The following is a 22,410-nucleotide window of genomic DNA, read 5'->3' as shown; positions in this document are numbered from 1 at the left end:
GTATTATTATTTTAATTTCCCGTTCAATACTCTTTCCTCTGCAATTTTTAAAACTTCCGCAGCACAGGTGAATTCAGATATTTCATTATAAATTTTTTCGCTTAAAAATACAATCATTAAAAAATTCCTTTCCAAATTGAAAATGTCTTCTAATTTATAAATATGTTCTTTAGTAGCTTTTCTTTTATTTCGCTCAATTTTACTATAAAATGAAGTATCCATATCAAGTAAGGCTGCAATCTTTCTAAGTGGAAGATTCCTCTCTTCTCTTAGTTTACGAATGATTTCACCCGTTGTCTGAGTAGTGTTGGACTTCATTTTTTGGTCAATTAATGTCCAAATATATGAGTCCAACAATTAACCTCAAAGCTTTTCATTCATTATTAAATAATCATTTATAATTAGTGTGACATCTGACCAAGCGAGAGTCAGTAAACACTATAAGAGTTTTCATAACTTTTTATTTTTAACCAGAAAAATTATCAAAAGCCCTTACGCGCGCGCGTAATGACCGGGTTAAAATCTTTGATTCTGCTACCATACACACGTGTATTGACCCCGGAAAATACTTTGATTCTGCTACCATACATACGCTTAATGATTCCAAGATAAAAAGCTTATGCGTGCGTATAGGGTGTAAAAATACTTTGATTCTGCTACTCTACGTTAAAAAACTTCCTCACGTTTGCCAACCGGACACGTGTCCGGGGGCTTCCGTTCTGCTCAACGATAAATCCAAACTGTATCAGTAAATCCATGTACCGAAAAACACTTTTATAGTGTATCTCTAAATGTGTTGCTATCTCCTTAAAATTTCGCCATTCCGATAGATAGGCAATCAGTTTTAAAGTACGTTCTACGCGCCGGGTATTTGACACTTTGTTTGGCGTGGCGGTTCTGACTTTCACCCATTCACGGGGCTTTATGTCTTTGGTGGAACTCAAATAGGCCATAATTGAAAATTCAGGTTTAATAATGATAGTAAAAATAGTGATAGCGTTTTTTGGCTTCTTTTTTATCGTGTACGGAAATTCTTTATTGGGTCATACTCCGTAGGTTCATTAAATCTTGCTCCGTCAACGGTGGCGTGGCGGCTTTTATCAGTCCTAAACTTTGCGGGGTATGCTCTACCGGCTTCAGCATGTAGCCCACGGGCACGGGGTCGTTCCATTCTTTCGGGTAGCCCAAAGTTGCGGGGTTCTTTATCGCTGTTTCTCGCTCTCTAATCGGTTCTAACTTGCCGTATGCGATTCCGTCACGGATGGTTTTAGCAGGCTTATAGCGGCTGTCAAACTCACGTCTGCCAAATTCATTTTCTAATTGGTTTGCTGCATGCGCCTCATCCAATAGGCCGGCCGCAATGTAACCGCCTGCCAGTCGAGCCGCTTTTAGTAGCGCGTTGTGGCGCTCTCCTTCGTTACTGTCTTGAATGATTTTCAAAGAAGCCTGTAAAGAGTCGTTTTGTTGCGTGTAAGATGTTAAAGAACGTTGAACGTAATTACTTGCAGTTTTCTTAGGCTCATCGTACAGCGTGAATACTTTGGCGTTATCGTTCAAATAAACATCCTCATCATAAGAGTAGCCTCGTAACCGCGATACATCACGGCACGATTTATCAACTATCAATCCAAACCGCTGCCAAAAGACACGTTTGAGCGCGTCAAAATGTTGGCCGTGGCGTTCGGTGTAGGCTATTGGGATTCCAGCGGCGTAGCCTTTGTCTGATACCGATTTTATGCAAAAGGCCACGTTATCAATTTTAACCAACTGCTCTTTTAACTCAAAAAAGTTTCCTATTGCCTCGTTTCCTTTGTAGTCAATATCCAAACAAATAAGCCCGCTATGTTTTACCAACGCATCAGCGGCACGGTACGAAAAAACACCACTCGGAGTAATTGCGGGTAAGGTTGCTTTTAGCCTGTCCCGTTCGGCTTTATCGTTGGCGGCACGTATACGTTCTACCTCGGATAGGTATTTTTTTGAGGTTAAAAATTGCCGTATTGTTACCGTTTTCGGGTGGTTCGGTGAATTGTAGTTAGCGAAAATACTAACGGGGTTGTCCAGTATGTTCATAGTGTTTTTTTTGCTTAAATGCGTAAAGCACTACCCTACTAAACCTACAAAAGGGCTTTAGTAGGTTTGGTAGGTTCAATACCTACGCGTTTTTATAAAAATCTCGCGTTTTTGGATTAATAGAATACCTTGAAGCGGGGGGGCGGCCTCCGGTCCAATCAGGCTTATTTTCGGTAAGCCAATCAGCAGAAATCAGGGTTTCTACGGCTTCATTAATCAGGTTATTATTGGTCAGTAAATGCCAACCTTTTTGCTGAATATCACGAACCGTAAACCCATCGGTCAATTTCTCCTCCGCTATTCTTTTGCTTAACTGATAGGCTGCTTGTTGGCCGCTGTCGCTCATGGTTGAGTAAATCCTTTTGGCGTGACTCTCTAAGTATTCCGCAAACTTGATAGCTTTTTGGAGTGCATCAGATGAAACGCCATGCCTGCATTGCTCTGGTTTGGCACTCTCATCAGCAGTAAATGAAGCATAATCAATCAAATGAAAAATCAAGGCCAAAGACGGAACTAACGAGCGATATTTACCCAAATGTTCTTCCAGTAATGGCGGTAAGTCATTGCTCCGTATTTTGGCTTCTAAGGATTCCAACCAAACCCTAAAAATCGGCTGTGCATCCTCCGTAAACCTCATGTAAGGCTGTTCTTCGTATTCATCTGCACAAGCCAAATAAACAGGGTCGAACGTTGCCAATTGCTCAAAAATTCGATAGGCTTTTGTTTTTGCCTCCTTATCAGGGTATTGGTCTATGTATTCCCAATTAGGTAACGGATCGGGATAAACAGCCAATTGAAACCGCTGTATCATTCCATCATTACCAAAATCATTCACTACGTTGTGAAAGTACCCCGCTAACTTCGCGGGCTGAATACCCCCAAAAACCGAAAGGCAAAGGTTTGGGATAAAGAGCGAAGCGCGGCCAATTCTATCCACCTGCATCGAGCCGTTGCCGTTCCATGCCTCCAAAAAAAAAGCCCTATCCTGTTCGTGCCCTGATTTTTCCCACGAAGCCAATAAACCTGCCAACTCATCCCGTAGTAAGTTAAGTCCTGCGGGATTTTCGTTGTGGATAACGCCTAACTTTTCAATCGTTGTGTCGTTTACCAAATACCTCTTTCGTTTGGGGACTTCCTCATCTTCACTCATCAATGATTCAAGTTCAGCCAATAGTTCGGGTGTATCGGTTTCTTTCAACTGTTTTTTTACTCTTTCAATTTGGATTTTTCGCCTTTCCGTAGCCGCTCCAAATTTATTAACAGCGGCTTTGTATACTTTTTCGGCCTCCATTTCCAAATTTTTGAGCGGTTTGGAAACATCATTGATAACAGGCGTTTTCATCATTGAAGGCTTCGCTACAATCATTCCCCAAAGGTTTGGAATTACCAACCAGTCATCCCTTCGCTTTGGTTTCATCCCCAATCGCGACCCTACTAAACCGCTAATTAAAGTTAGTGCAGTAGCTGTTGGAAAATCAAGTGGTACTTGCTTTGAGTGCGCAATATCAACCAACCAACCCCGTAAACCATCAGGTACAATTTCGGGGGGCAATGGTTGTACATCGGGCAATGGTTTTTTTATGGGCTGTGGTTCGGGGTGCTCCTGGTTAAGGTCAAAACCTTTATGTATTTCAACCGTACGGCTTGCCTGTGTCTGTATATTTGTCATGGTATTATCATTTCATAGAATAAATGTATTTGAGCGATTACCGGGGCGGTCACTCATTTTTGTTCTATGTAACTGATAAGACCGTCACGGGTAAAAAGTAGCTTACCGTGTTTCTTCACGTGTGGCACACGTTCAATGTTCTGGTACAAAGTTTGTAGCTTGATACCCATAAATTCAGCCGCTTCTTTGGCCGATAGGTACAGTTTGTCGTCGGTAGGCTGTGGCGGGGTGGTGGTGAGTTTTTCATTTAGAGCCAACAAGAAGCCCTCAATGTTTCCCAATCGTTCGTAAATTTCTGCAAATGGATTATTCATGTCCATATTTTTTTGTTACGGAACGAAATTACATGTGTGGCTATGGGCGATTATTGAGTGGTAACGAAAGTAGTAACGATAACAAACAAAAAAAGCCCGTTACACAATGGCAAAGGGCGCTTTCTCAAAAATTAGTCACGATAACGGTCACGGCTCTAAACTGAATTTTACGGCTAAATCGTTTTGTTTGTATTCTTTTAGAAGTTTTACAACCTGATCCTTCTCCCTTTTATTTAATCCTTTACCCCAATTGTTTTCTAATGTTCCAGCGGCCAAAGACAAGGCAAAATGCTCATTCATTGCTTTAGCGTACGCCTCAAACTTATCGTCATTGTTTTTATAGGATTCTTTTAAGATTCTGTTATCAAATCTGTCAATAGTCAACTCAAAGAATTTAGCTTTTACTTTGGCGTTGTACGGGTCTTTCTTTCGGTCTCCCTTATTATCTTCTTGGTTTGCATCCGTTGAGTTATTCAAGGGCGGGGGGATTTCGTTAGATAACTGATATTCTTTTAACCATTTGAAGAATCGGTAACGCGCTTCTTCTTTGGGTTGGTCATTAGTATTCATTCCTTTAATTATCGGATATACCTCCTGTACGCATCGGGGAACAATTTTAGTAAAATACCTTTGGCCTTTTACTACCTCACGTGGAAAGGTATAATTTCTCCAATCCTCTAATTCACTTTCCAAAAATCCTTTTTCATCGGGGGCGTTTTTTAACCCTGCCAAAAATTCTATTTTGTACCACTCCAAAAACTCATTTACGATTTCCCAATAAATTTCTTTTTGCCGTAGCTTTATCTTTTCTGATTCTTCTTTTGGAGTAACTATACAAAATGGCTCGGTTGTTGTTACCCATTCCCCACGTGCAGAATAAAGAGAATCATCAGGTTGAAAATTAATCGGTGTCATACTTATAAGCGTCGGCTCTATAATGCCTGTCCTTTCCCAAAGTTCAGCATCACAAACTAATACAAGTGTACCGTTTGAGGTTCGGTAGTCTTTATCAGTCAAAATATATTCTAACTTTTTGTATTGAATATTTTCCATTTTCTTTCATGCCTTAATTTTTTACAAAGCGCTCAAATACTCTGCTTCCTGTTCAGGCTCAAACCCCGCCAAATACGTTTCGGTAGTGGTTGATTTCTTATGCCCCAAACGACCTTGAATAAAACTGATAGGTGCGCCGGAACGCTGTAACGTGGTGGCGAAACTGTGCCGGGCTGCATAGGTGTTTAAATCGCCCTCAATGCCCAGCTTTTCCCCTATCCGCTTCATGTACTTGTTGGTCATTTTGATAACTTGGTGAATGGTCTGCTTTTGTTTGTTGGCATCCATACCGTTATTCAGGAACGGGAAAACGTAGGCGTTTTTGCTTTTGTCAGTACTACCCCAAAGGTCTATAATTCGCCTCATTACTTCGCTTATCTTGACGGAAATAACCACCGGCTTCTTTTTGTTGCTTGCTTTGGTCTTGGTTCGCTCAAAATGAATATAGTCGGCAGTTAGGTTAGTTCGTCTCAATCGGCAAATGTCGGCAACATTCATGCCGTTGCCATAGTAGCTGAATAGCCAAAGGTCGTGTGCTCGATGTTCCATTGAACCGGGTTCGGGTTGGTAGGCTTTCACATTATCAATGTCGCTACGGCTCAACGCTTTCTTGATATTTTCACTTTCAGGAATGACATAGTTAACGCTTCCTTTCCGTGTACTGAATGGATAAGAGGCACGTTCGATAATACCCGCTTCTATGGCTTCATTGTACAGTGTCCGTAATGCCCGCGTATAAATGCTGACGGTTGTTACACTTACCCCGGCAGGCTTGCTTTTTTTGCTTTGTAAGGCTTTACCTTCGTGTAGCATCCATTCTTCATAGTGCTTCAAAAAATCGGGCGTTACGTGACGGTATTCCAGCGTTATTAGATCGCGGGTTTTGGCATTACCTATGCCATATTCCTTGCACTCGCTTTTAGTGAGTGAAGCTACAAACCTTTGAAGAGATTTTCCTAATGCTCCAAAGTTAGTGCCGTGACTGATTTGTCCGTTCTTCAAAAGTGTTTCTGATTTCGTTGATAATGCTTTGAGCAAATCAACTTTGTCAGCTTCTACTTTCTTTACTTTACCCCAATTATCGTATAAGTCCTTAAAAGTGTCAAAGTCAAAGGTTAGCCCTAATTTTTCAACGATATTTTCAGCGCGTCGGTAGTACCCGTTAGGAGTATCGTAAATGTCACGGTACAACTTTAGCCGTATTTCATCTTTTACCCGGTTATCTATCTTTTCCCCCTTTTTGGGTAAAAACTCCCATTGGTCAGCATCGGTTTTAATGCCCGTCGTATAAAGGCGTTTTATCCGGTTATGAGTAATAACCACTTTAATGATTCCTTCGTTTTCAGCAGTAGCGCGGGTATCGAAAAATAGATTTACAGTTGCCATGTTTTGAGGTGTTTTCTGTGGTGCAACTAAATCTACTTGCACCACAACTTGCACCACAAAGATACAGAATCAACGCATAACAGCAATAAACAACAATAAGTTATTTCTCATAAATGACTGTTTATCAATATAATTATCAGATATTTGACAAATAGCAAAAACCATCAAAAACTATATGGACTTGTCTGGGGGGCAAGGGGTCGTGGGTTCAAATCCCGCTATCCCGACATCTGAAAATCAAGCACTTACAACTAAAAAATGTAAGTGCTTTTTTAGTTGGTTTAAACAATCATAGAATAGTTTAAGCCTACACTATGCCCCAAAGATTGCAGCATTGTAATTACCTCGGATTAAAGCCAGCCTGCAAACATTCACCTGTATCATACTTTTGCAGAGATTTTTTTAGATTGTCAGCAATCTGTTTTCTTCACTCTAAAGGAGCAATTACCTCAATATCCCTCCCCAATTCAAGTATTTTAGAAGTCAGCTCTCGGTTCATATACCCCTTAATCGAACCGGTTCCGGCTCTGACAGTGCCGTTGGCGGTGATGCTTCTTTATTTTTTCAAAATCTATGATCCGACACTATGGCCCGGGCAACTTTTGTGTAAATTGCCGAAGCATCGTTCCAATCAGAAAATAAACGAATAGCTCAACGTTTACCACCGCCAAGAGTTTAGATTCCAACTTTTCCTTTCTTAAAGATGAATTTCCTATTCTCTTCAATATCGGGGTTTCCGCCGAAAATTACCTGCATCGGGACCCCGTTTATTGCCTTTCCAAACTTCGGCTGTTTGGAGATAGGTTAACACAACTGCTTTTTGAAGAACACGCCCTCGAATTTCCCCGCGACAATTCGTTTCATAACCAATTGGTGATGCTGTCGGAAGAGGATATTGTGCCAACGGTGGTGAAAGACATGCTTTTTCTGCTGAAAAAGAAAGGAAATGCCGCCGTACATGACAGTAAAGGTTCACTGAAAGATGCGAAAGAAGCGTTGGAGTCCGTATTTTTGATTGGCAAATGGTATTATACATTTGTATTATACCTTATCATGCAACCAGTCAAGGAATTATTTAAGGGAAAGGGTGACTGGTACTACAGGCAACATACCTAAAATTAATCAGTCTACATTAATCAGTCTGCCTATTAAATTACCATCGTTAAAAGGGCAACAGGAAATCGTCAAGCGGGTGGAAACTTTATTTGCGCAGGCGGATGCGCTCGAAGCGCAGTACGAGTCGTTGAAAGCCAAGATCGAAAAACTGCCGCAGGCGTTATTGGGCAAAGCCTTTCGGGGAGAGTTGGTTCCCCAAGACCCAACCAATGAGCCCGCCTCGGTGCTGCTCCAAAAAATCAAAGCGGAGACAGCCAAAGGCGGTAAGAAGAAAGAAAAAAAAACGATCAGATTGAATTGGTGTTTTAGCGAGGGGGGAGCCGCCGCCAAATCATTGAATCAGTTCATCAAAATAAAATCACCTATGGAGTTCCAAAGGTAGTCAAATATCCATTTTTGAAAGAGATAACGTCTATACTTCAGGCACCAACCGTTATTTACACGAACCATTTCATGGTTATGAGCGTCGTGAAACACGGTCAGCTTTTGTTATGGATTTCCGGAGAAACACAGAGATAAAGTAGTGCGTCTGCAACATGTTGTCACAGAGTTGCTTCCTGAATTAGTAAAAAGATACATGGCTGTTAATGTCTCAGAGGGGTTTTTTCCTATAAAGATGTTAGTCCATTAAGTGCATTATTTGTCAAGAATGCTCTCCTCCACCGATAGACTACCCCTGCCACTCCAATCAATGTTATGGTTAAGAAAGTCCACAAAAATCAATTGGAGCCGGATTCCGGTCGAGGCAGGGGATTGTCTAAAGTGGGCGAAATGCCCGAAATCAACGTTGAGAAATAATAGAACAGGTGTTTACTTGCTCGCATTATGGATAATATGTTGCCGGGATCAAGGCGATTAAGGGTTGAAAACGGCGAATTAATACAGTAAATACACCCTTTGGGCAAACCATTTCTTATAGAAGAGGCCTGCCTTTTCACTTTACAACATCACCCGCTTGCTCTTCTCTGATGATTTATCTGAAATTGCTTAGGCGTTAGCCCGACATGTTTTTGGAAAACTTGGCCGAATTTGGTGGCATGCGAATACCCAAACCGTTCGGCTATTTCAGCCGATTTGTATCCCTTTAAGAGTAACATTTTTGCGTGCTCTATTCTTTTTCCCATGTACAACTGATAAAAAGGCTTTCCATAGATAGCCTTAAATCCATTTTTTAACGTCATGGGGCTAATCCCGAATTCCGCTGCAATTTGCGCTTCATTTGGGATAGACTGTTCGATATTCATAGTAATGTATTTTAAGCAAATAGATTCTATGACTGCCAAATTAGAGGTCAATGGTGCCTTTGAAACATACACAGGGTCGGCTTTTGGTTCGTCGGGTATATCGGGAGGAGACACAATCGTTTTCTGGGTATTTTCGGTTTGATCTGAAGAGGTCAGCGTAAAAGTAAGCTTATTGGAAAGCAACAGCATTACTACTATATGGGCGTTTTCGGCCGGAACCACAAATTCAACAGTCGAAGGGGGTTGGCTCATGGTCATGCTATTTCAAAGTAGGAAGTATTGGGTGAATGATTGAATTTTTGCTTAAATACACGCGTAAAACCCGATGGATGGTGATACCCAACTTGATAGGCTACTTGGGTAATCGAATACTTACCTGTTTGAAGAAGCCCCTTGGCATACTTCATTTTTTTATCTACAATGTATTGATGAGGGGTTGTTGCGTACAATTCGTAGAATAAATTTTTAAATTTACTTACACTCATTCCGGCCATTTTTGCCATTACGTTGATTGAAGGAGTGGCTTTCTTAAAATCATACGTTATTTTCGCCTCCACCTCTTTAATCCTTCGTAAATCTATTTCCTTGAAATCCTTCGCAGTTTTGCTTAAAATTTGTGTGTGTACATCATCTATAAAAAGAAGGATAAGCTGAAGAAAGTAGCTTTTGGCCAGCAAGTCAGGATTGACCGCCCGCTGATATTCTTTGTGGAATATTGAATGGCTTAAAGTGAACAGACTGTGTTGATTGTTCCAATTACTCAGTACTTTAAGGATAATGTCATCCAAGTTTGAGGAGAGATATCCGACCTGATCAGTAAGCCAATCCGTGCGAATCCCTACCACAAATGGTCGCCCTTGGTCATAAATGATGCTTATTAGACAATAATTACCTTGAGTAATACTTTGAAAAGTGGCAGTTAAGGCACGTAAATCTATATCGTTTTCGGATAATATGGAAAAAAAATAAGCATAGTTTGACCCAAAATCGTACAATTTAAGGTTGTTTTTAACACTTACTCCGCTTGATTCATCAGGAGTATTTTTTACAATAGAAGCAAACCGATAATCTAATTTTATATTGTCCATGAGTATCGTACGGTATATAACGAATCCAAAAATGGTATATCTTGATGCTCATTTATGAACTGAACAGCTAAAAATAGGGTAAACGGCTTTTTTTAGGTGGCAATTGTATTGTTTTGGTATATATAGTATGGATATATTACCGCTAATCTATATGATATTTTAGGGTTGACTTGAGCTCTTTTTTAAAACTTCTCCCGATGGGAAGAACCAATAGCTCGGTTACCTGAACAGTATCTGTTTCCAATTGACGGATATGTAATTTATTGACCGCATATTTATGATGAATACGAATAAACTGATCGTTTAAATCTTCTCCCAACAATTTACTTAACGACTTTTTCAGCACATACTTTTTGGCAGATGTATGGATGTAACAATGGCTGTCGTCGGCTTCAATGTATATAATTTCCGCAAACCAAACCTGATCCTGATGCCCTGCCTTACTGCTCAGGTACAGGTACTTCTTATCTACAAAGTCATATTGTTTACTTTTTTGGTGAGCTTCCAACGTTTTTTCGATGGCCGATTGAAGCGTAATAGCATGAAAAGGTTTAATCAGGTAATGAACGCTGAGATACTTTTGTGACTCCAAAAACAGCTTTTGGTCTTGGGAAGTGGTCATCAGTACGATCGGCAAGTGAGTATGCTTAAGTATTTTGAGAAGCTCTATACCAATAGGTTTATTTTCAATCATTATATCCGACAGAATCAAATCAACCTTATGGTCATTAAGATACGTAATCATATCTTCCAATTTCGTATAAATACCTACTAATCGGTATTTATATTGAGCAGAAATGTGCTCGGCAAGCATAATTTCTATTTTTATCTGGTCAATTGGGTCATCTTCCAGCATTGCAACTACAATGTCATTTACTGGTATTTTTACGGTATTTTTCATACCTATTCAAACAATTTATTGCAGATTATGTTTTAAAGGTGTTTAATTTAGTCAGAGTTAGGAGGCATAAAAATAGAGCCGAGGCCGTTTTAATCTATGTAGGTAAAAAAATATGCCGTTTTTGGTAAGTTAAAAAAACGTTTTGGCTAATTCGTTGTCAGTGTCGTTGTAAAAATATACAGCTATTTTTGATCCAAATTGAACAAAAGTATCTCAGTTGTAAAACGTGCCATCAGGCTTCATTGCAGCACTGTAGTGCATCACTTTGAATGTTATGATATAATTAGCAGTTTCTATCTGCTTCCTACATCATTAATGATATTTATATGGACTATTATCCTCTTGCCCCATCCTTGATCCAAAGAATATATTTAACAAAGATGAATTTGGATAGCGGTTTTTAAGTTAAAAATATACTTATCGGACAATATCTATAGGCATGTAAAACTTTCCCTAATTCACAAATCAATAAATTATGTCACTGTGTTTTACAAGATTATCTAAAAGCCTAATGACGGGCTTTTTGTTGTTTTTGAATTACCTGTTTCTACATTCTGTTCGAAGACAAGACAACGGCATCTACAGCTCTTTCAGAGATTATTATTTGTTATCCCCCGAGGCCTTAGAAAAAACTATCTATGCTCACCGAAACTATCAAAAAGTTTTTCCACGAACTGATAGGGCTCAAATACAGTCGTTTTGCGGTAAGTGATCAATTTGGGTAGACCTCAAAACCATAATAAGCCTTTCCACTCAACAACAGTATGCCATCCGTCATGTATCATACCCTCTTAGGCCCGGCTGCCAAAACTTCTGATTATTCTTCGGCGTTTTTTCATCTTAACTAAGCCTTTGCTTTTTTGAACCTGCCAAAGATACCATCGGCACAACCTGAATACGCACATGAACAGCCCCAACGTCGCAGGGCATCTCATCCGGGAAGGAAAGAAACAGGAACTGTATAAAGTCATCCAATAAAGTAAAAGACAGCAGACTCAGCTACTCAATAAACTGATCGAATGGAGAAAGTCAGGCAACTATGAAGTCATCACCAAAGCACAAATGATTGATACCGCGCCGTCAGTTAATGTGTTATACAATAGCCGCAAAACATTGGCCGAAGCCAAAGGACCGGAGTGATGTCCATAAAAATGCCCGACGCGTTAGAACTCAGGATTGACCCAAACATTTTTGTTATTATTCTGAGAAATATGCTTAATACTGCCCGAAATGCATCCCTAAAGGTAGATTTATTAAGGCAGTATCGAAAAAACAGGCAACCAAACCCGTCTGCCATACGTATAATCAACGAGGTCGGCATAGGGTCATGTTCGGTTGTGGATGCTTAAAAAAACATAACTTAATGAATTACACTATTACTTTTATCTTTTTGATTTATCTTGTTGGGTCCGGATATACACAAAACAACTCTTTTAAGACTTTTCGTGATTATCTCATTCCTGCGGCCCATCCGGACAGTTTGAAAAAAGTGATTAACTCGACGTCAATCAGTCCTCATTCAAGCCAATACCTGCACTTATTGATTGCGCTTGAGTTTGGTAAACAAAATGCTTATGATACAATCAATAAGCAAAAAGTGAAAGAAATCATCCCGCTTGCTTCAAAACAAAAATCGCAGATTGGGTTAGCTATGGCTTATTACATACTGGGAAGAGAATATACCATTGACCAAGACGACTCTCTTTCTTATAGTTATTTGACAAAGGCAGAAAAAATTTTTACAGCAGAAAATGATACCACGGGAATAATTCATTGTTCCAAACTCTTACAAGTCCATACGAAAAGAATCTATAAGGAATTGGCAAAATTTTACTTTGACAGGGTTGTTACTCTTAGTCAACAATCAAAGTATCCCATAGACAATTATATGTATTACTTACTTATTATGGCGTGCGACCCTTATTTTGAGACTCAGCCAACGGAACTTCAAATGGCGGAAGCACTGAGAAAGACGATCGAAATTATTGACAAATACCCTCATTTTGAGTACATCCGAGCCAACGTATATAAAAACATTCAGGAAGGCTATTTACATAAGAAAAAGTATGATAAAGTGCTTGAGTTTGCCTTGAAGGTGATGCACGATACAAACAAAAAAATAGATTTTATGGATTATCAATACTTAGGCAAAGCCTACTTCTTTGTAAAAAAATATGACAAGGCCATCGTAGCTTTAGAAGAAGCGGCAAAGCGCATTAAAATAGAAAGGCCAATGGCGCTCATACGACAAAGGACTATCTATTTATTTTTAAAAAAAGCGTATTATGAAGCAGGGGATCTAAAAGCGAGCATACAGGCAGATGAAGAATTTGATAGGCTTAGCGGCTTGATTCATGACAATGACCGTAATTTGGCCATGTTTCACCTTCGGGAAAAATATTCATTTGTCGATAAGGAAGCGGAGATCAAAAGACTTGCTTTAGAAAAGAAAATAGCTGACTCACAAAAAAAACTTTTGTTTGGAGGCTTGCTGGTAGCCCTTGCGTTGGTTGGAATCGTGCTTTATTTTTCAATAAAACTTCAGAAAACCAACAAGGAGTTGTTGTCTCTTCAGCAAGCCCGTGACAAATTCTACACCATCATTGCCCACGACCTGCGCTCGCCCATGAACAGCCTTAATGAAATGGGGACCTTGCTGCAACATCTTATCAGCGAGGGTAAAAAACAGGAATTGGATAAAGTCATCCGGCAAATTGAAAATATGAGACAACAAACTGATCTGCTCCTTAATAACCTGTTTGAATGGGGGAAAAGTCAGTATTTTATCAATGAACCCGTAGCACAGCCCGATGCATTCGATGCCGTTGCCTCTTTACAAATGGTATGTAATCATTACCTTCCTTTTGCCGAAGCAAAGGGGGTGTCGTTAGCGATGGTATTGCCTTCTTCTCTGCTCCTGAAAGCCAATCAAAAAGGATTCGAAATGGCCGTCCGCAATCTACTCGACAATGCCCTGAAACATACACCCGGCGGTGGAGAAATTACGGTAAGCAGCCGTAGCAGTGAAGAAGGTAAACTTCAACATTCTATCATAATCGCCGACACCGGCGAAGGAATTGCCCCTGAGCAACTACGATACCTGCAACAAGTATTTGCGGGGAAAATCAAACCTGAAGTAGGAAGATACGGACTGGGGCTGGGAATGATATTAGTCTATAATTTTGTGCAAAAAAACAAGGTTAAACTTCACATAGCGAGCGAATTAGGCACGGGGTCTTGTTTCAGCGCAGTTTGGGAGGCTTAAAATCCCGAGTCGATAGGTGCTTTATGAAATAAACTTCTCAAATAGCACGGAAAGGCCTGTTCGATGAAATAGAAAGCCTTTCGAATTTTCAAATCATCAAGTTATGAAATACATTGTTCTCTTCGTTTTTTTTGCTTGTACCATCGAGTTAGCTTATACCCAAAACAAATCCTTTACGACTTTTCATGATTATCTCATTGCTGCGTCCAATCCGGATAGTTTGAAAAATGTAAAAGGCAATATTAACCCTAATTCAAGCCAATCCCTGCATTTATTGATTGCGACCAAATTGGGAAAACAAAATTGGGATGCCCCCATGGACATACAGAAAACGAAGCAAATCGTACAGTTGGCGGCTAAACAAAAATCGCAAATTGATTTAGCCATGGCCTATTTTATACTGGGGCGGCATTATTCTTTCGTGAAGGAAGATTCACTTTCGTATGATTATTTGATAAAAGCAGAAAAGATTTTCACCAAAAATAAGGATACGACAGGAATGCTTTATTGCTATCGACAATTAAGATTATCTGTGGAGGAAAACTATATAGATTTAGCAAAACAATATTTCAACAAACTGATTACACTCTCCACAAAATCAAGTAATCCTGTTGATAAGTACTACTATTATAGATATGTCATTTCAGTAGATCCTTATTTTGAAAAACAACCCACCGAACCCCAAATGTTGGATGCGTTCCATAAAGCCATTGAGATGATTGATAAATATCCCTATTGTGAATTTATGCGGCGCTATATTTATCATAGCCTTCAACAAGGATATGCCAATCTGAACAAATATGACAAAGCACTTGATATCTCCTTGCAGACCATCCGGCATCCTAAAATTAAGGCTGACTATTTGGACTATCAAAACTTAGGAAGATCTTATATCCGAGTAAAAAAATTTGATGAGGCCATAGTTGCCTTAGAAAAAGCCGGCAAAGAGGTTAAAACAGCGAGTCCTACCGATTTCAGGCGACAACGAAACATTTATAAATTGTTGAAAACGGCTTACTATAACATTGGCAACTGGAAAGCAGGTGTAAAAGCAGACGAAGAGTATGATCGGCTGAATGCAATAATTTTTGAAAGTGATCGGAGTTTGGCCATGTTTCACCTCAAAGAAAAATACTCCTTTACCGAAAAAGAGGCCGAACTTAAACGGATTTCCTTGGAAAAACAGGTAGTTGAAAGCCGAAATAAACTACTACAAGCACAATATGATGCCGAAAAACGCGAAGCCACTTTAAAAAACCTGGCCTTAGAAAACCAAGCGAATGAAAGCAACACCAAACTGCTCCAAACGCAAATAGAGATCAATAAAAAAGAAAGTGCCATCCAACTGGCTGACTCACAAAAAAAACTTTTGTTTGGAGGTTTGCTGGTAGCCCTCGGTTTGATTGGAACCATCCTTCTTTTTTCAATAAAACTTCAGAAAACCAACAACGAGTTGTTGTCTCTTCAGCAAGCCCGTGACAAATTCTACACCATCATTGCCCACGATTTGCGCTCGCCCATGAACAGCCTTAATGAAATGGGGACCTTGCTGCAACATCTTATCAGCGAGGGTAAAAAACAGGAATTGGATAAAGTCATCCGGCAAATTGAAAATATGAGACAACAAACTGATCTGCTCCTTAATAACCTGTTTGAATGGGGGAAAAGTCAGTATTTTATCAATGAACCCGTAGCACAGCCCGATGCATTCGATGCCGTTGCCTCTTTACAAATGGTATGTAATCATTACCTTCCTTTTGCCGAAGCAAAGGGGGTGTCGTTAGCGATGGTATTGCCTTCTTCTCTGCTCCTGAAAGCCAATCAAAAAGGATTCGAAATGGCCGTCCGCAATCTACTCGACAATGCCCTGAAACATACACCCGGCGGTGGAGAAATTACGGTAAGCAGCCGTAGCAGTGAAGAAGGTAAACTTCAACATTCTATCATAATCGCCGACACCGGCGAAGGAATTGCCCCTGAGCAACTACGATACCTGCAACAAGTATTTGCGGGGAAAATCAAACCTGAAGTAGGAAGATACGGACTGGGGCTGGGAATGGTATTAATTCATCATTTTGTGCAAAAAAATAAGGCTGCGCTGACCGTAGAAAGTAAAGTTGGAAAAGGCACGTGTTTTCAATTAGCTTTGAAGGCTTAAAAACACACCGCCCCCCCCTTTCGTTTTTAACTTGCTAAAAACGAATCTTTGAAGCAGAAAAACAAAAGCGATAAATAGTATGATGATTTGGCTAAACCATCGGAATGATTCTTGTTGGAAAACGGCTGAAATGGTCAAAATATGAAATACCTATTGACACTTTTTGGCGCTTTGTTCATCACCCTATCCCTTCAGGCCCAAAAACTGCACGTACTATTTGTTGTCGAAAACGAAGATCCTGAGTTTGGCTTACTGCAACTGCGAAGCGAAGCCGATATGCTTCAAATCTTAGAAATCGCAGCGTGGGGGTTGGGCTATAAAATGGAGGTAATGCACCTATCAAAGCAAAAATTTACCGCCACAGACCTTCAACAAGCCATTGATTCCCTTCCGACCGGCGCAAAAGACATAGTAGTGATGTATTATGCCGGCTATGGACTTCCACCCACCAATAACAAGGGCTTTTTTGCCAACTGGAAGCTGCGAGACAACCCAGCCAAAGGGCTTTCGGTAGATGAAGTGGCGGGGTGGTTGGAAACCAAACAAAAAGCCCAAAAACTGCATTTGGGTTTGATTTTGTCGGAATATAGCGCGCAAAGCATTCATTCATCCCAACGAGTACCCGACACGCCGGGTACTTCGATGGCGTATCGGCAGCAAGTGGTTCAAAAACTGTTTTCAGGGCATTGCGGTATCGTCAAAATGGGAAGCTCGCTGCCCTATGAGCCTTCTTGGGTCAATAAAAACCACAGTGCGCCTTTATTTACCGAGTCGCTTGTTCGTGCTTTTGAGCGGATGCTCATGCCGTCGGATTCGAGTGCTTTGAAGCAGGTTTCTTTTCGGCAGCTCCATGCCTACTCCTCTAACTATCTAAATCGGTATTTCAATGATCTGCCGATCAGTCAAACGCCCGTTTTGGAAATTAAATCCTGCCAAGACAGTACCTACAGCACTATAATAGAAGCGCGGCCTGATTCTTTGGCCGCTCCAATAAAAGTAGTAGGAGGGCTACTCAATTCGTTGGCCCAAAACAAAGATACGCTCCAACGCTACCAAATCAAGAAACAGCTAGCCGCTTATTTTACTCCCAACGCCACCGTCAGGGTCGTTCGATTGTATGGTATGAACCGTATACCAAAACCAAAAGAGTATAACCTGAAAATGTACCTTGATACCATATGCCTGCCGAGTAAAAACCCGGGTACCCAAGAAGTAATACCCAACATGATGTACCTATATATTGGCAAAATAGAAACCGACAATCCCCATTCCAAACGACCGCTCATCAGGCAGCTATCGGTTTCCGAAACCTGGGGCAATGTTTCCCATTGATGTTTATTCAGCTTGTTTAGCTTAATGGTCTTCATTCGGCTATTTTGATAATTTGCCACCGCCATCACGCTTTAGGCGCCCATTGTTTTCAATATGGCATGAAAATTGTGCAAGGGCACGCGGCTTTTTTCTGTTCTAATTCCCCCATCTTGGCCTTCAAACAGGGAGAGCATCCTTTCCTTTCCTGCTGTATGCTTTTTTGAAAACTGATTCCAAGGCCGAAAATCAGGCGCTTTTTACTTTTTCTTTTTTTACCCTTATCGGGATTGGCTTCCTACTATACCAAAAAAAACCAAAACGATAACTGATATACCGATTTGGCTAAATCGTCGGATTAGTTCTTGTTACAGAACGGCTAAGCAGTTCTTAGTTTATCCGAACAAATTTATTTTCAAATTGTATGGTTGTTTTTTACCGCTTCCGTCTCTCCAAGTACTTATTGACAACAATCTTTCTTTTGTTGTGTATGCTGACGGGAATAGTGAGGTCTTATGCACAGACCGAAACCTTCCCTTCGGGCTCGTATATCATCAATATGGGTATCACGCCCCAGACCGCAGCCAATGCTCTGAAACCCTACGGGTTGATATACGATTTGTTGAAGAACGACAAAATTCCTGTCAAATGGGTCATCAGCCAGAGCAAAGGTATTGATGGTGTGGACTTTAACCACCAGGGCGTGGATTATCGAGGCGGGACATTCATCATCCCGGCCTCTTTTCGAAATGCATCAGTAAACGGCAAGATCAGCAGCTATGGAGTCACGGGCACAACCACGACGAGCCCCCTGACAGTAAACGTAACCTATACCCTCACGTCAGCGCCCCGCTGGACGTTGGACGACCAAAATGGAAAAATTGCCGAAGGCTTCTTTAGCCAAGCGGGGATTCCATCCTCAGCTTACAACTTTAAAGACCCTCAAACATTGGCCGGTTGCGATGATATTTTTGTGATGCCCCATGCCGACCCCACATGGAGTACCCACAGCAATCTGTACAACTGGAACCGCACGCACTTTGGGGCGATTTGGGCGGGTTGTAAAGCCGTTTCTGAATTGGAAAATATGAACAATGGCAGTTTGCAAACCAACTTCCTGGCTACCAATGTAGGTGGTATTGGCAATGCCTTGGTGTTTTCCGGTTCACACAGTGATGGAACCCCTCCTTACACTCGTCTTAACCCAAGTAGTCCTGCTTCGCAATATATGGGTTCGACAGACGCAGCCCATCCCGGAGGTGCTGAACAAATCTATCTGCCCAAAGTAGGGGGAGGCTGGCGGCCTTCGACCCAAGTTATCGCTTTCGACCCTACCCAGTCCAATGTACCGGGGCTATCGCCCGGGCCGGCAGCCGTGATTGTCTTCGGCCGTGGTTTTGGCCTGAACACTTCAGGCTGGGTAATGTACGAAGCCGGCCACGACATCAAAAAAGTGGGCGGTACGGCCAGCGTAGCCGCTATTCGTGCCTTTTTTAATTTCAGCCTTTTATCTTCTGTAGATAAAGTGCCTTTTATCAGTGTGGCAAATGTTCCTGTAACCATGTCAATAGGTGTTGGCTATGCAGTCAGTGTCACGGCTACCTCTCCTGTATCTTCCCCGCTTACTTATCAATGGACTAGTAGCTGTGGAGGTACTTTTGCCAATTCCTCTGCTGCCGGTACTACATTTACCCCTCCCAATGTGAGTGGCGTTACCTCCTGTATGATTACCGTCACAGTGTCCGACGCCTGCGGCAGGCAAACCTCCTCTGCCACGCCTATCACCATTCAGCCCTGCAGTCAATCGGTCACTTCTACAATAACACCGTTGTGTACGGGTGCTACCAATACAGGGGTCATCAGTATGACTGTTACGGGCGGCACTGCCCCTTATTCCTATACATGGACCCGCTCCGGCGGTGGCTCCGGCTCAGGGGCCGGCACCACCATATCCGGCCTTGCTGCCGGTACCTATACCGTTACGATTACCTCTGCTAACGGATGTGCCAATACGTTTACCGCTACGGTAGGTACTTATCCTGCCATTGTCATTACGCCTACGCCGGTTGCAGTGGCTTGCAACGGCGGTGCCACGGGGTCCATCAGCCTGTCGGTTTCGGGCGGTACGCCGGGCTATACCTACAATTGGGGCAGTGGCATAACAACCCAAAACCGCAGTGGTCTAACGGCCGGCAACTACAGCGTGACAGTCACCGATTCCAAGGGGTGTACCGCTACCGCAAACAGCATCAGCGTAACCCAACCCGCAGCAATTACAGCTACACCAACCGTAACAAGTGTGCCTTGCTTCGGGCAATCTACGGGAGCTATAACACTTGCAATTACCGGCGGAAACTCCCCCTATACATATCAATGGAACGATGGGGCATCCACAAAAGACCGTACGAATATTCCTGCGGGAACATACAGTGTTACCATCACTGACTCAAAAAGCTGTACCCAAGCAGTAAACAATATTTCAGTTACGCAGCCTTCAGCAGCACTTACGGCTTCTTTATCAAAAACAAATCCGAGCTGCGGAGCAATCAACGGGAGTGTTACGGCTTCAGTATCGGGTGGCACCGCCCCCTATTCATACGATTGGAACGGTACACCAACCGGCGACGGAACCGCTACCATTACCGGTTTGGCATCAGGGAATTATCAGGTAACAGTAACCGATGCCAAAAACTGTACCGCTATTGTTTCCATCACCTTATCTACCGCTGAAACAATTGTATTGACTACCAATGTTACGCCCCCTACCTGTCCGCCCGGTGCCAATGCACCTTTGGGAGAGAACGGAGTAATTGATTTGGTGGTTACCGGTGGAACAGCACCGTTTACCTACAATTGGACAACTCTAAATGGGTCAGGCCTTACGCCGACAACTCAGGATCAATCAGGCCTGTCTGCCGGAACATATAATGTAACCGTAACGGATGCCTCCGGTTGCACGGCCGGTACTTCAGCGACCCTTACCGCCATAAACCCTTCACCGGTCAAGCCGGTAACCATAAATAATAACTGACATTTTTAACGACTCGAATGAGATAATGGCCTTCAAAAAAGAGGTGCTCAAAAGGACATTCATTGATTGTCCGGACCGGGTTCAACTTAGCCGGAAAGAAAGGGAAAAATTAAAAAATATTTGTAATGGAAGACAAACTGACTATTAAATCCGGTACTGCACGTAAAGATCATGTGGTACCTCCCGGCCAAAGGAAGCTATTTTTAATAGTATCTTTTGTGGAGGGGGCTGCGGTTATGATTATAGAGTTACTGGGTGCAAAGATTGTAGCCCCATTCTACGGAACCTCGATGTATGTTTGGGCGTCTGTATTGGGTGTTACACTCATTGCTCTTTCCGGCGGGTATTTTATTGGCGGCAGTGTTTCCAATAAATACAAAGACAAAAGCCCACTGTTTGCGATATTGGCTGTGGGGGCAATATTAATAATCATTGCCCCAGGCATTGCACCGACTATCATGATGGCTACGGCCGACCTTGGGGTTCGTATAGGGTCACTGATTTCGGTTTCCATCTACTTATTGCCTCCCATTTTTTGCATGGGGATGGTTTCTCCCATCATCATACAGCTCATTAATCAATCGCAGGCAAATGCAGGGCAAACCGCCGGTACAATCTACGCCATTTCTACCGTAGGGGGCATACTCGCTACGTTTCTTGCGGGTTTTGTGTTGATCCCCGAACTTGGTATCCGAACAACGGCAACTGTCACAGGACTTGTTCTGATCGTCATTTCGGCAATCGGTATGTTAAGCCGAAAACAAAAAACGCAGGCTATTCTCAGCTTGGGCATTTTTGTTTTTTCCATTCCGTTCGTCTACGGCAAATCCACCGTTGACCCGGCTATTACGGTACAGTATCAGTCCAGCGGTATATTGGGAGAATGGACGGTTGTAGATCACAGAGGTTTTGACAAAGACGGCCGTCAGGTTAACACAAGGCAGTTGCTGCTGAATGGTATAGACCAGACATTTACCAATGTGGGTATTCAGCCATTTTCAGTGTGGAGATACCCCCATAAAATTACGGCTTTAGCCGGCATAAAGCCGGCGAAGAGTAAGGCTTTGCTATTGGGAATGGGGGGAGGAAGTATCGCCTATAATTTGATCAGACTCGGATTTGAACTCGATATTGTGGAATTGGACGAACGGATCCCGTTTATCGCTGAGAAATGGTTTGGATATGATCCCACCTCTGCTCATTTGATCATTGATGACGCACGTCATTACATTCGAAATACCGCTGAAAAATACGATGTAGTCATATTGGATATTGTCAATGGGGAGGTGCAGCCCTCCCACATGTTTACGCAAGAAGGGTTAAGGGAGTTAAAGACTGCGTTAAATGAGGATGCCTTGGTTATTGTGAATTTTCAGGGTCAACTCGATACCGAAGACCCTATACTTTCACGTGCCCCTCGTTCGGTTATCAAAACTTTTGAATCCATCGGTTATAAAATGTTTGCCGTTAAGAATGAAAGCAGATTAATATCTGCGGATTTACTGATGTACGGAACCCCTGGTTCACTGAACATCAAAGAGGCGCTCAGCCAAAACTTAAGATATAATGAGCTGTTGTCGAACGATCGCTTTTCGGCGGCAGATTATGCCCCAATAACAGGGTATGAATCAGGAGATGTTGAGGTGATGACTGACGACAAACCGAACTTAGAATTACTCAATACTCCAACTGTTTTGAATTGGAGAAAGAATAAGATTGAATACACAGTCAATGGACTCATCAAAAAAGGGGTACCCATTTACTGATTCAACAACAAAGCAGTTTATGTCTTAATCGAATTAAA

17 protein-coding genes and 1 pseudogene are annotated in these 22,410 nt (G+C 41.9%); 8 read left to right on the top strand and 10 right to left on the bottom strand.

Annotated features, from left to right (window positions below):
• Positions 1-6 precede the first annotated feature (6 nt).
• From ACQY73_RS29110 to ACQY73_RS29080, 7 genes are all read right to left on the bottom strand, one after another.
• Positions 7-318 (bottom strand): helix-turn-helix domain-containing protein, encoded by a 312-nt coding sequence (locus ACQY73_RS29110; RefSeq protein WP_428657695.1) that lies wholly within the window; start codon positions 316-318, stop codon positions 7-9.
• 338 nt (positions 319-656) lie between these two features.
• Positions 657-953 carry a hypothetical protein gene (locus tag ACQY73_RS29105; RefSeq protein ID WP_428657694.1) on the bottom strand — a complete coding sequence of 99 codons (297 nt, stop codon included), beginning with the start codon at positions 951-953 and terminating at the stop codon, positions 657-659.
• Positions 954-1,035: 82 nt separating this feature from the next.
• On the bottom strand, positions 1,036-2,073 hold the full coding sequence (locus tag ACQY73_RS29100) for a BT4734/BF3469 family protein (RefSeq protein WP_428657693.1): 1,038 nt from the start codon (positions 2,071-2,073) through the stop codon (positions 1,036-1,038).
• An 82-nt stretch (positions 2,074-2,155) separates the two neighbouring features.
• The gene (locus ACQY73_RS29095; protein WP_428657692.1) at positions 2,156-3,742 is read right to left on the bottom strand and encodes a YfjI family protein; all 1,587 of its coding nucleotides are present in this window, start codon (positions 3,740-3,742) and stop codon (positions 2,156-2,158) included.
• A 53-nt stretch (positions 3,743-3,795) separates the two neighbouring features.
• Positions 3,796-4,056: a helix-turn-helix domain-containing protein gene (locus ACQY73_RS29090; RefSeq protein ID WP_428657691.1), complete on the bottom strand. Its 261-nt coding sequence runs from the start codon at positions 4,054-4,056 to the stop codon at positions 3,796-3,798.
• 147 nt (positions 4,057-4,203) lie between these two features.
• Entirely contained in the window at positions 4,204-5,109 is a 906-nt protein-coding gene (locus ACQY73_RS29085; RefSeq protein WP_428657690.1) for a hypothetical protein, read from the bottom strand.
• A gap of 21 nt (positions 5,110-5,130) precedes the next feature.
• Positions 5,131-6,495, bottom strand: coding sequence for a tyrosine-type recombinase/integrase (locus ACQY73_RS29080; RefSeq protein WP_428657689.1), 1,365 nt, complete (start codon positions 6,493-6,495; stop codon positions 5,131-5,133).
• Between the two features lie 714 nt (positions 6,496-7,209).
• Here ACQY73_RS29080 and ACQY73_RS29075 point away from each other — a divergent pair.
• The 3 genes and pseudogenes from ACQY73_RS29075 to ACQY73_RS29065 all read left to right on the top strand — a co-directional run bounded on the left by ACQY73_RS29075 (position 7,210) and on the right by ACQY73_RS29065 (position 7,993).
• Positions 7,210-7,611, top strand: a complete 402-nt coding sequence (locus ACQY73_RS29075) for a DUF4145 domain-containing protein (protein WP_428668554.1) — start codon at positions 7,210-7,212, stop codon at positions 7,609-7,611.
• A pseudogene (locus tag ACQY73_RS29070) lies at positions 7,583-7,669 on the top strand (hypothetical protein); the annotation flags it as partial. The gene ACQY73_RS29075 and the pseudogene ACQY73_RS29070, both read left to right, overlap by 29 nt.
• An 18-nt stretch (positions 7,670-7,687) precedes the next feature.
• The gene (locus ACQY73_RS29065) at positions 7,688-7,993 is read left to right on the top strand and encodes a hypothetical protein (RefSeq protein ID WP_428668605.1); all 306 of its coding nucleotides are present in this window, start codon (positions 7,688-7,690) and stop codon (positions 7,991-7,993) included.
• 565 nt (positions 7,994-8,558) lie between these two features.
• Here ACQY73_RS29065 and ACQY73_RS29060 read toward each other — a convergent pair.
• From ACQY73_RS29060 to ACQY73_RS29050, 3 genes are all read right to left on the bottom strand, one after another.
• Complete coding sequence (locus ACQY73_RS29060) at positions 8,559-9,107, bottom strand: helix-turn-helix domain-containing protein (RefSeq protein WP_428657688.1); 549 nt, start codon at positions 9,105-9,107, stop codon at positions 8,559-8,561.
• Between the two features lie 2 nt (positions 9,108-9,109).
• Positions 9,110-9,943, bottom strand: a complete 834-nt coding sequence (locus ACQY73_RS29055; protein WP_428657687.1) for a helix-turn-helix domain-containing protein — start codon at positions 9,941-9,943, stop codon at positions 9,110-9,112.
• 142 nt (positions 9,944-10,085) lie between these two features.
• Entirely contained in the window at positions 10,086-10,844 is a 759-nt protein-coding gene (locus ACQY73_RS29050) for a LytR/AlgR family response regulator transcription factor (RefSeq protein ID WP_428657686.1), read from the bottom strand.
• 1,363 nt (positions 10,845-12,207) lie between these two features.
• Between ACQY73_RS29050 and ACQY73_RS29045 the strand changes: the two genes are divergently transcribed.
• The 5 genes from ACQY73_RS29045 to ACQY73_RS29025 all read left to right on the top strand — a co-directional run bounded on the left by ACQY73_RS29045 (position 12,208) and on the right by ACQY73_RS29025 (position 22,372).
• Entirely contained in the window at positions 12,208-14,109 is a 1,902-nt protein-coding gene (locus tag ACQY73_RS29045) for an ATP-binding protein (protein ID WP_428657685.1), read from the top strand.
• 103 nt (positions 14,110-14,212) lie between these two features.
• Positions 14,213-16,267: an ATP-binding protein gene (locus ACQY73_RS29040; RefSeq protein ID WP_428657684.1), complete on the top strand. Its 2,055-nt coding sequence runs from the start codon at positions 14,213-14,215 to the stop codon at positions 16,265-16,267.
• 141 nt (positions 16,268-16,408) lie between these two features.
• On the top strand, positions 16,409-17,599 hold the full coding sequence (locus ACQY73_RS29035; protein WP_428657683.1) for a hypothetical protein: 1,191 nt from the start codon (positions 16,409-16,411) through the stop codon (positions 17,597-17,599).
• A 400-nt stretch (positions 17,600-17,999) separates the two neighbouring features.
• Positions 18,000-20,606 (top strand): hypothetical protein, encoded by a 2,607-nt coding sequence (locus ACQY73_RS29030; protein ID WP_428657682.1) that lies wholly within the window; start codon positions 18,000-18,002, stop codon positions 20,604-20,606.
• Between the two features lie 125 nt (positions 20,607-20,731).
• Positions 20,732-22,372, top strand: a complete 1,641-nt coding sequence (locus tag ACQY73_RS29025) for a spermidine synthase (RefSeq protein ID WP_428657681.1) — start codon at positions 20,732-20,734, stop codon at positions 22,370-22,372.
• Positions 22,373-22,410: the final 38 nt, after the last annotated feature.

Source organism: Runella sp. (genome assembly GCF_965279615.1).
Classification (GTDB): domain Bacteria; phylum Bacteroidota; class Bacteroidia; order Cytophagales; family Spirosomataceae; genus Runella.
Note: the sequence above shows the minus strand (reverse complement) of the source record. Positions and strands in the feature narration are given on the sequence as shown.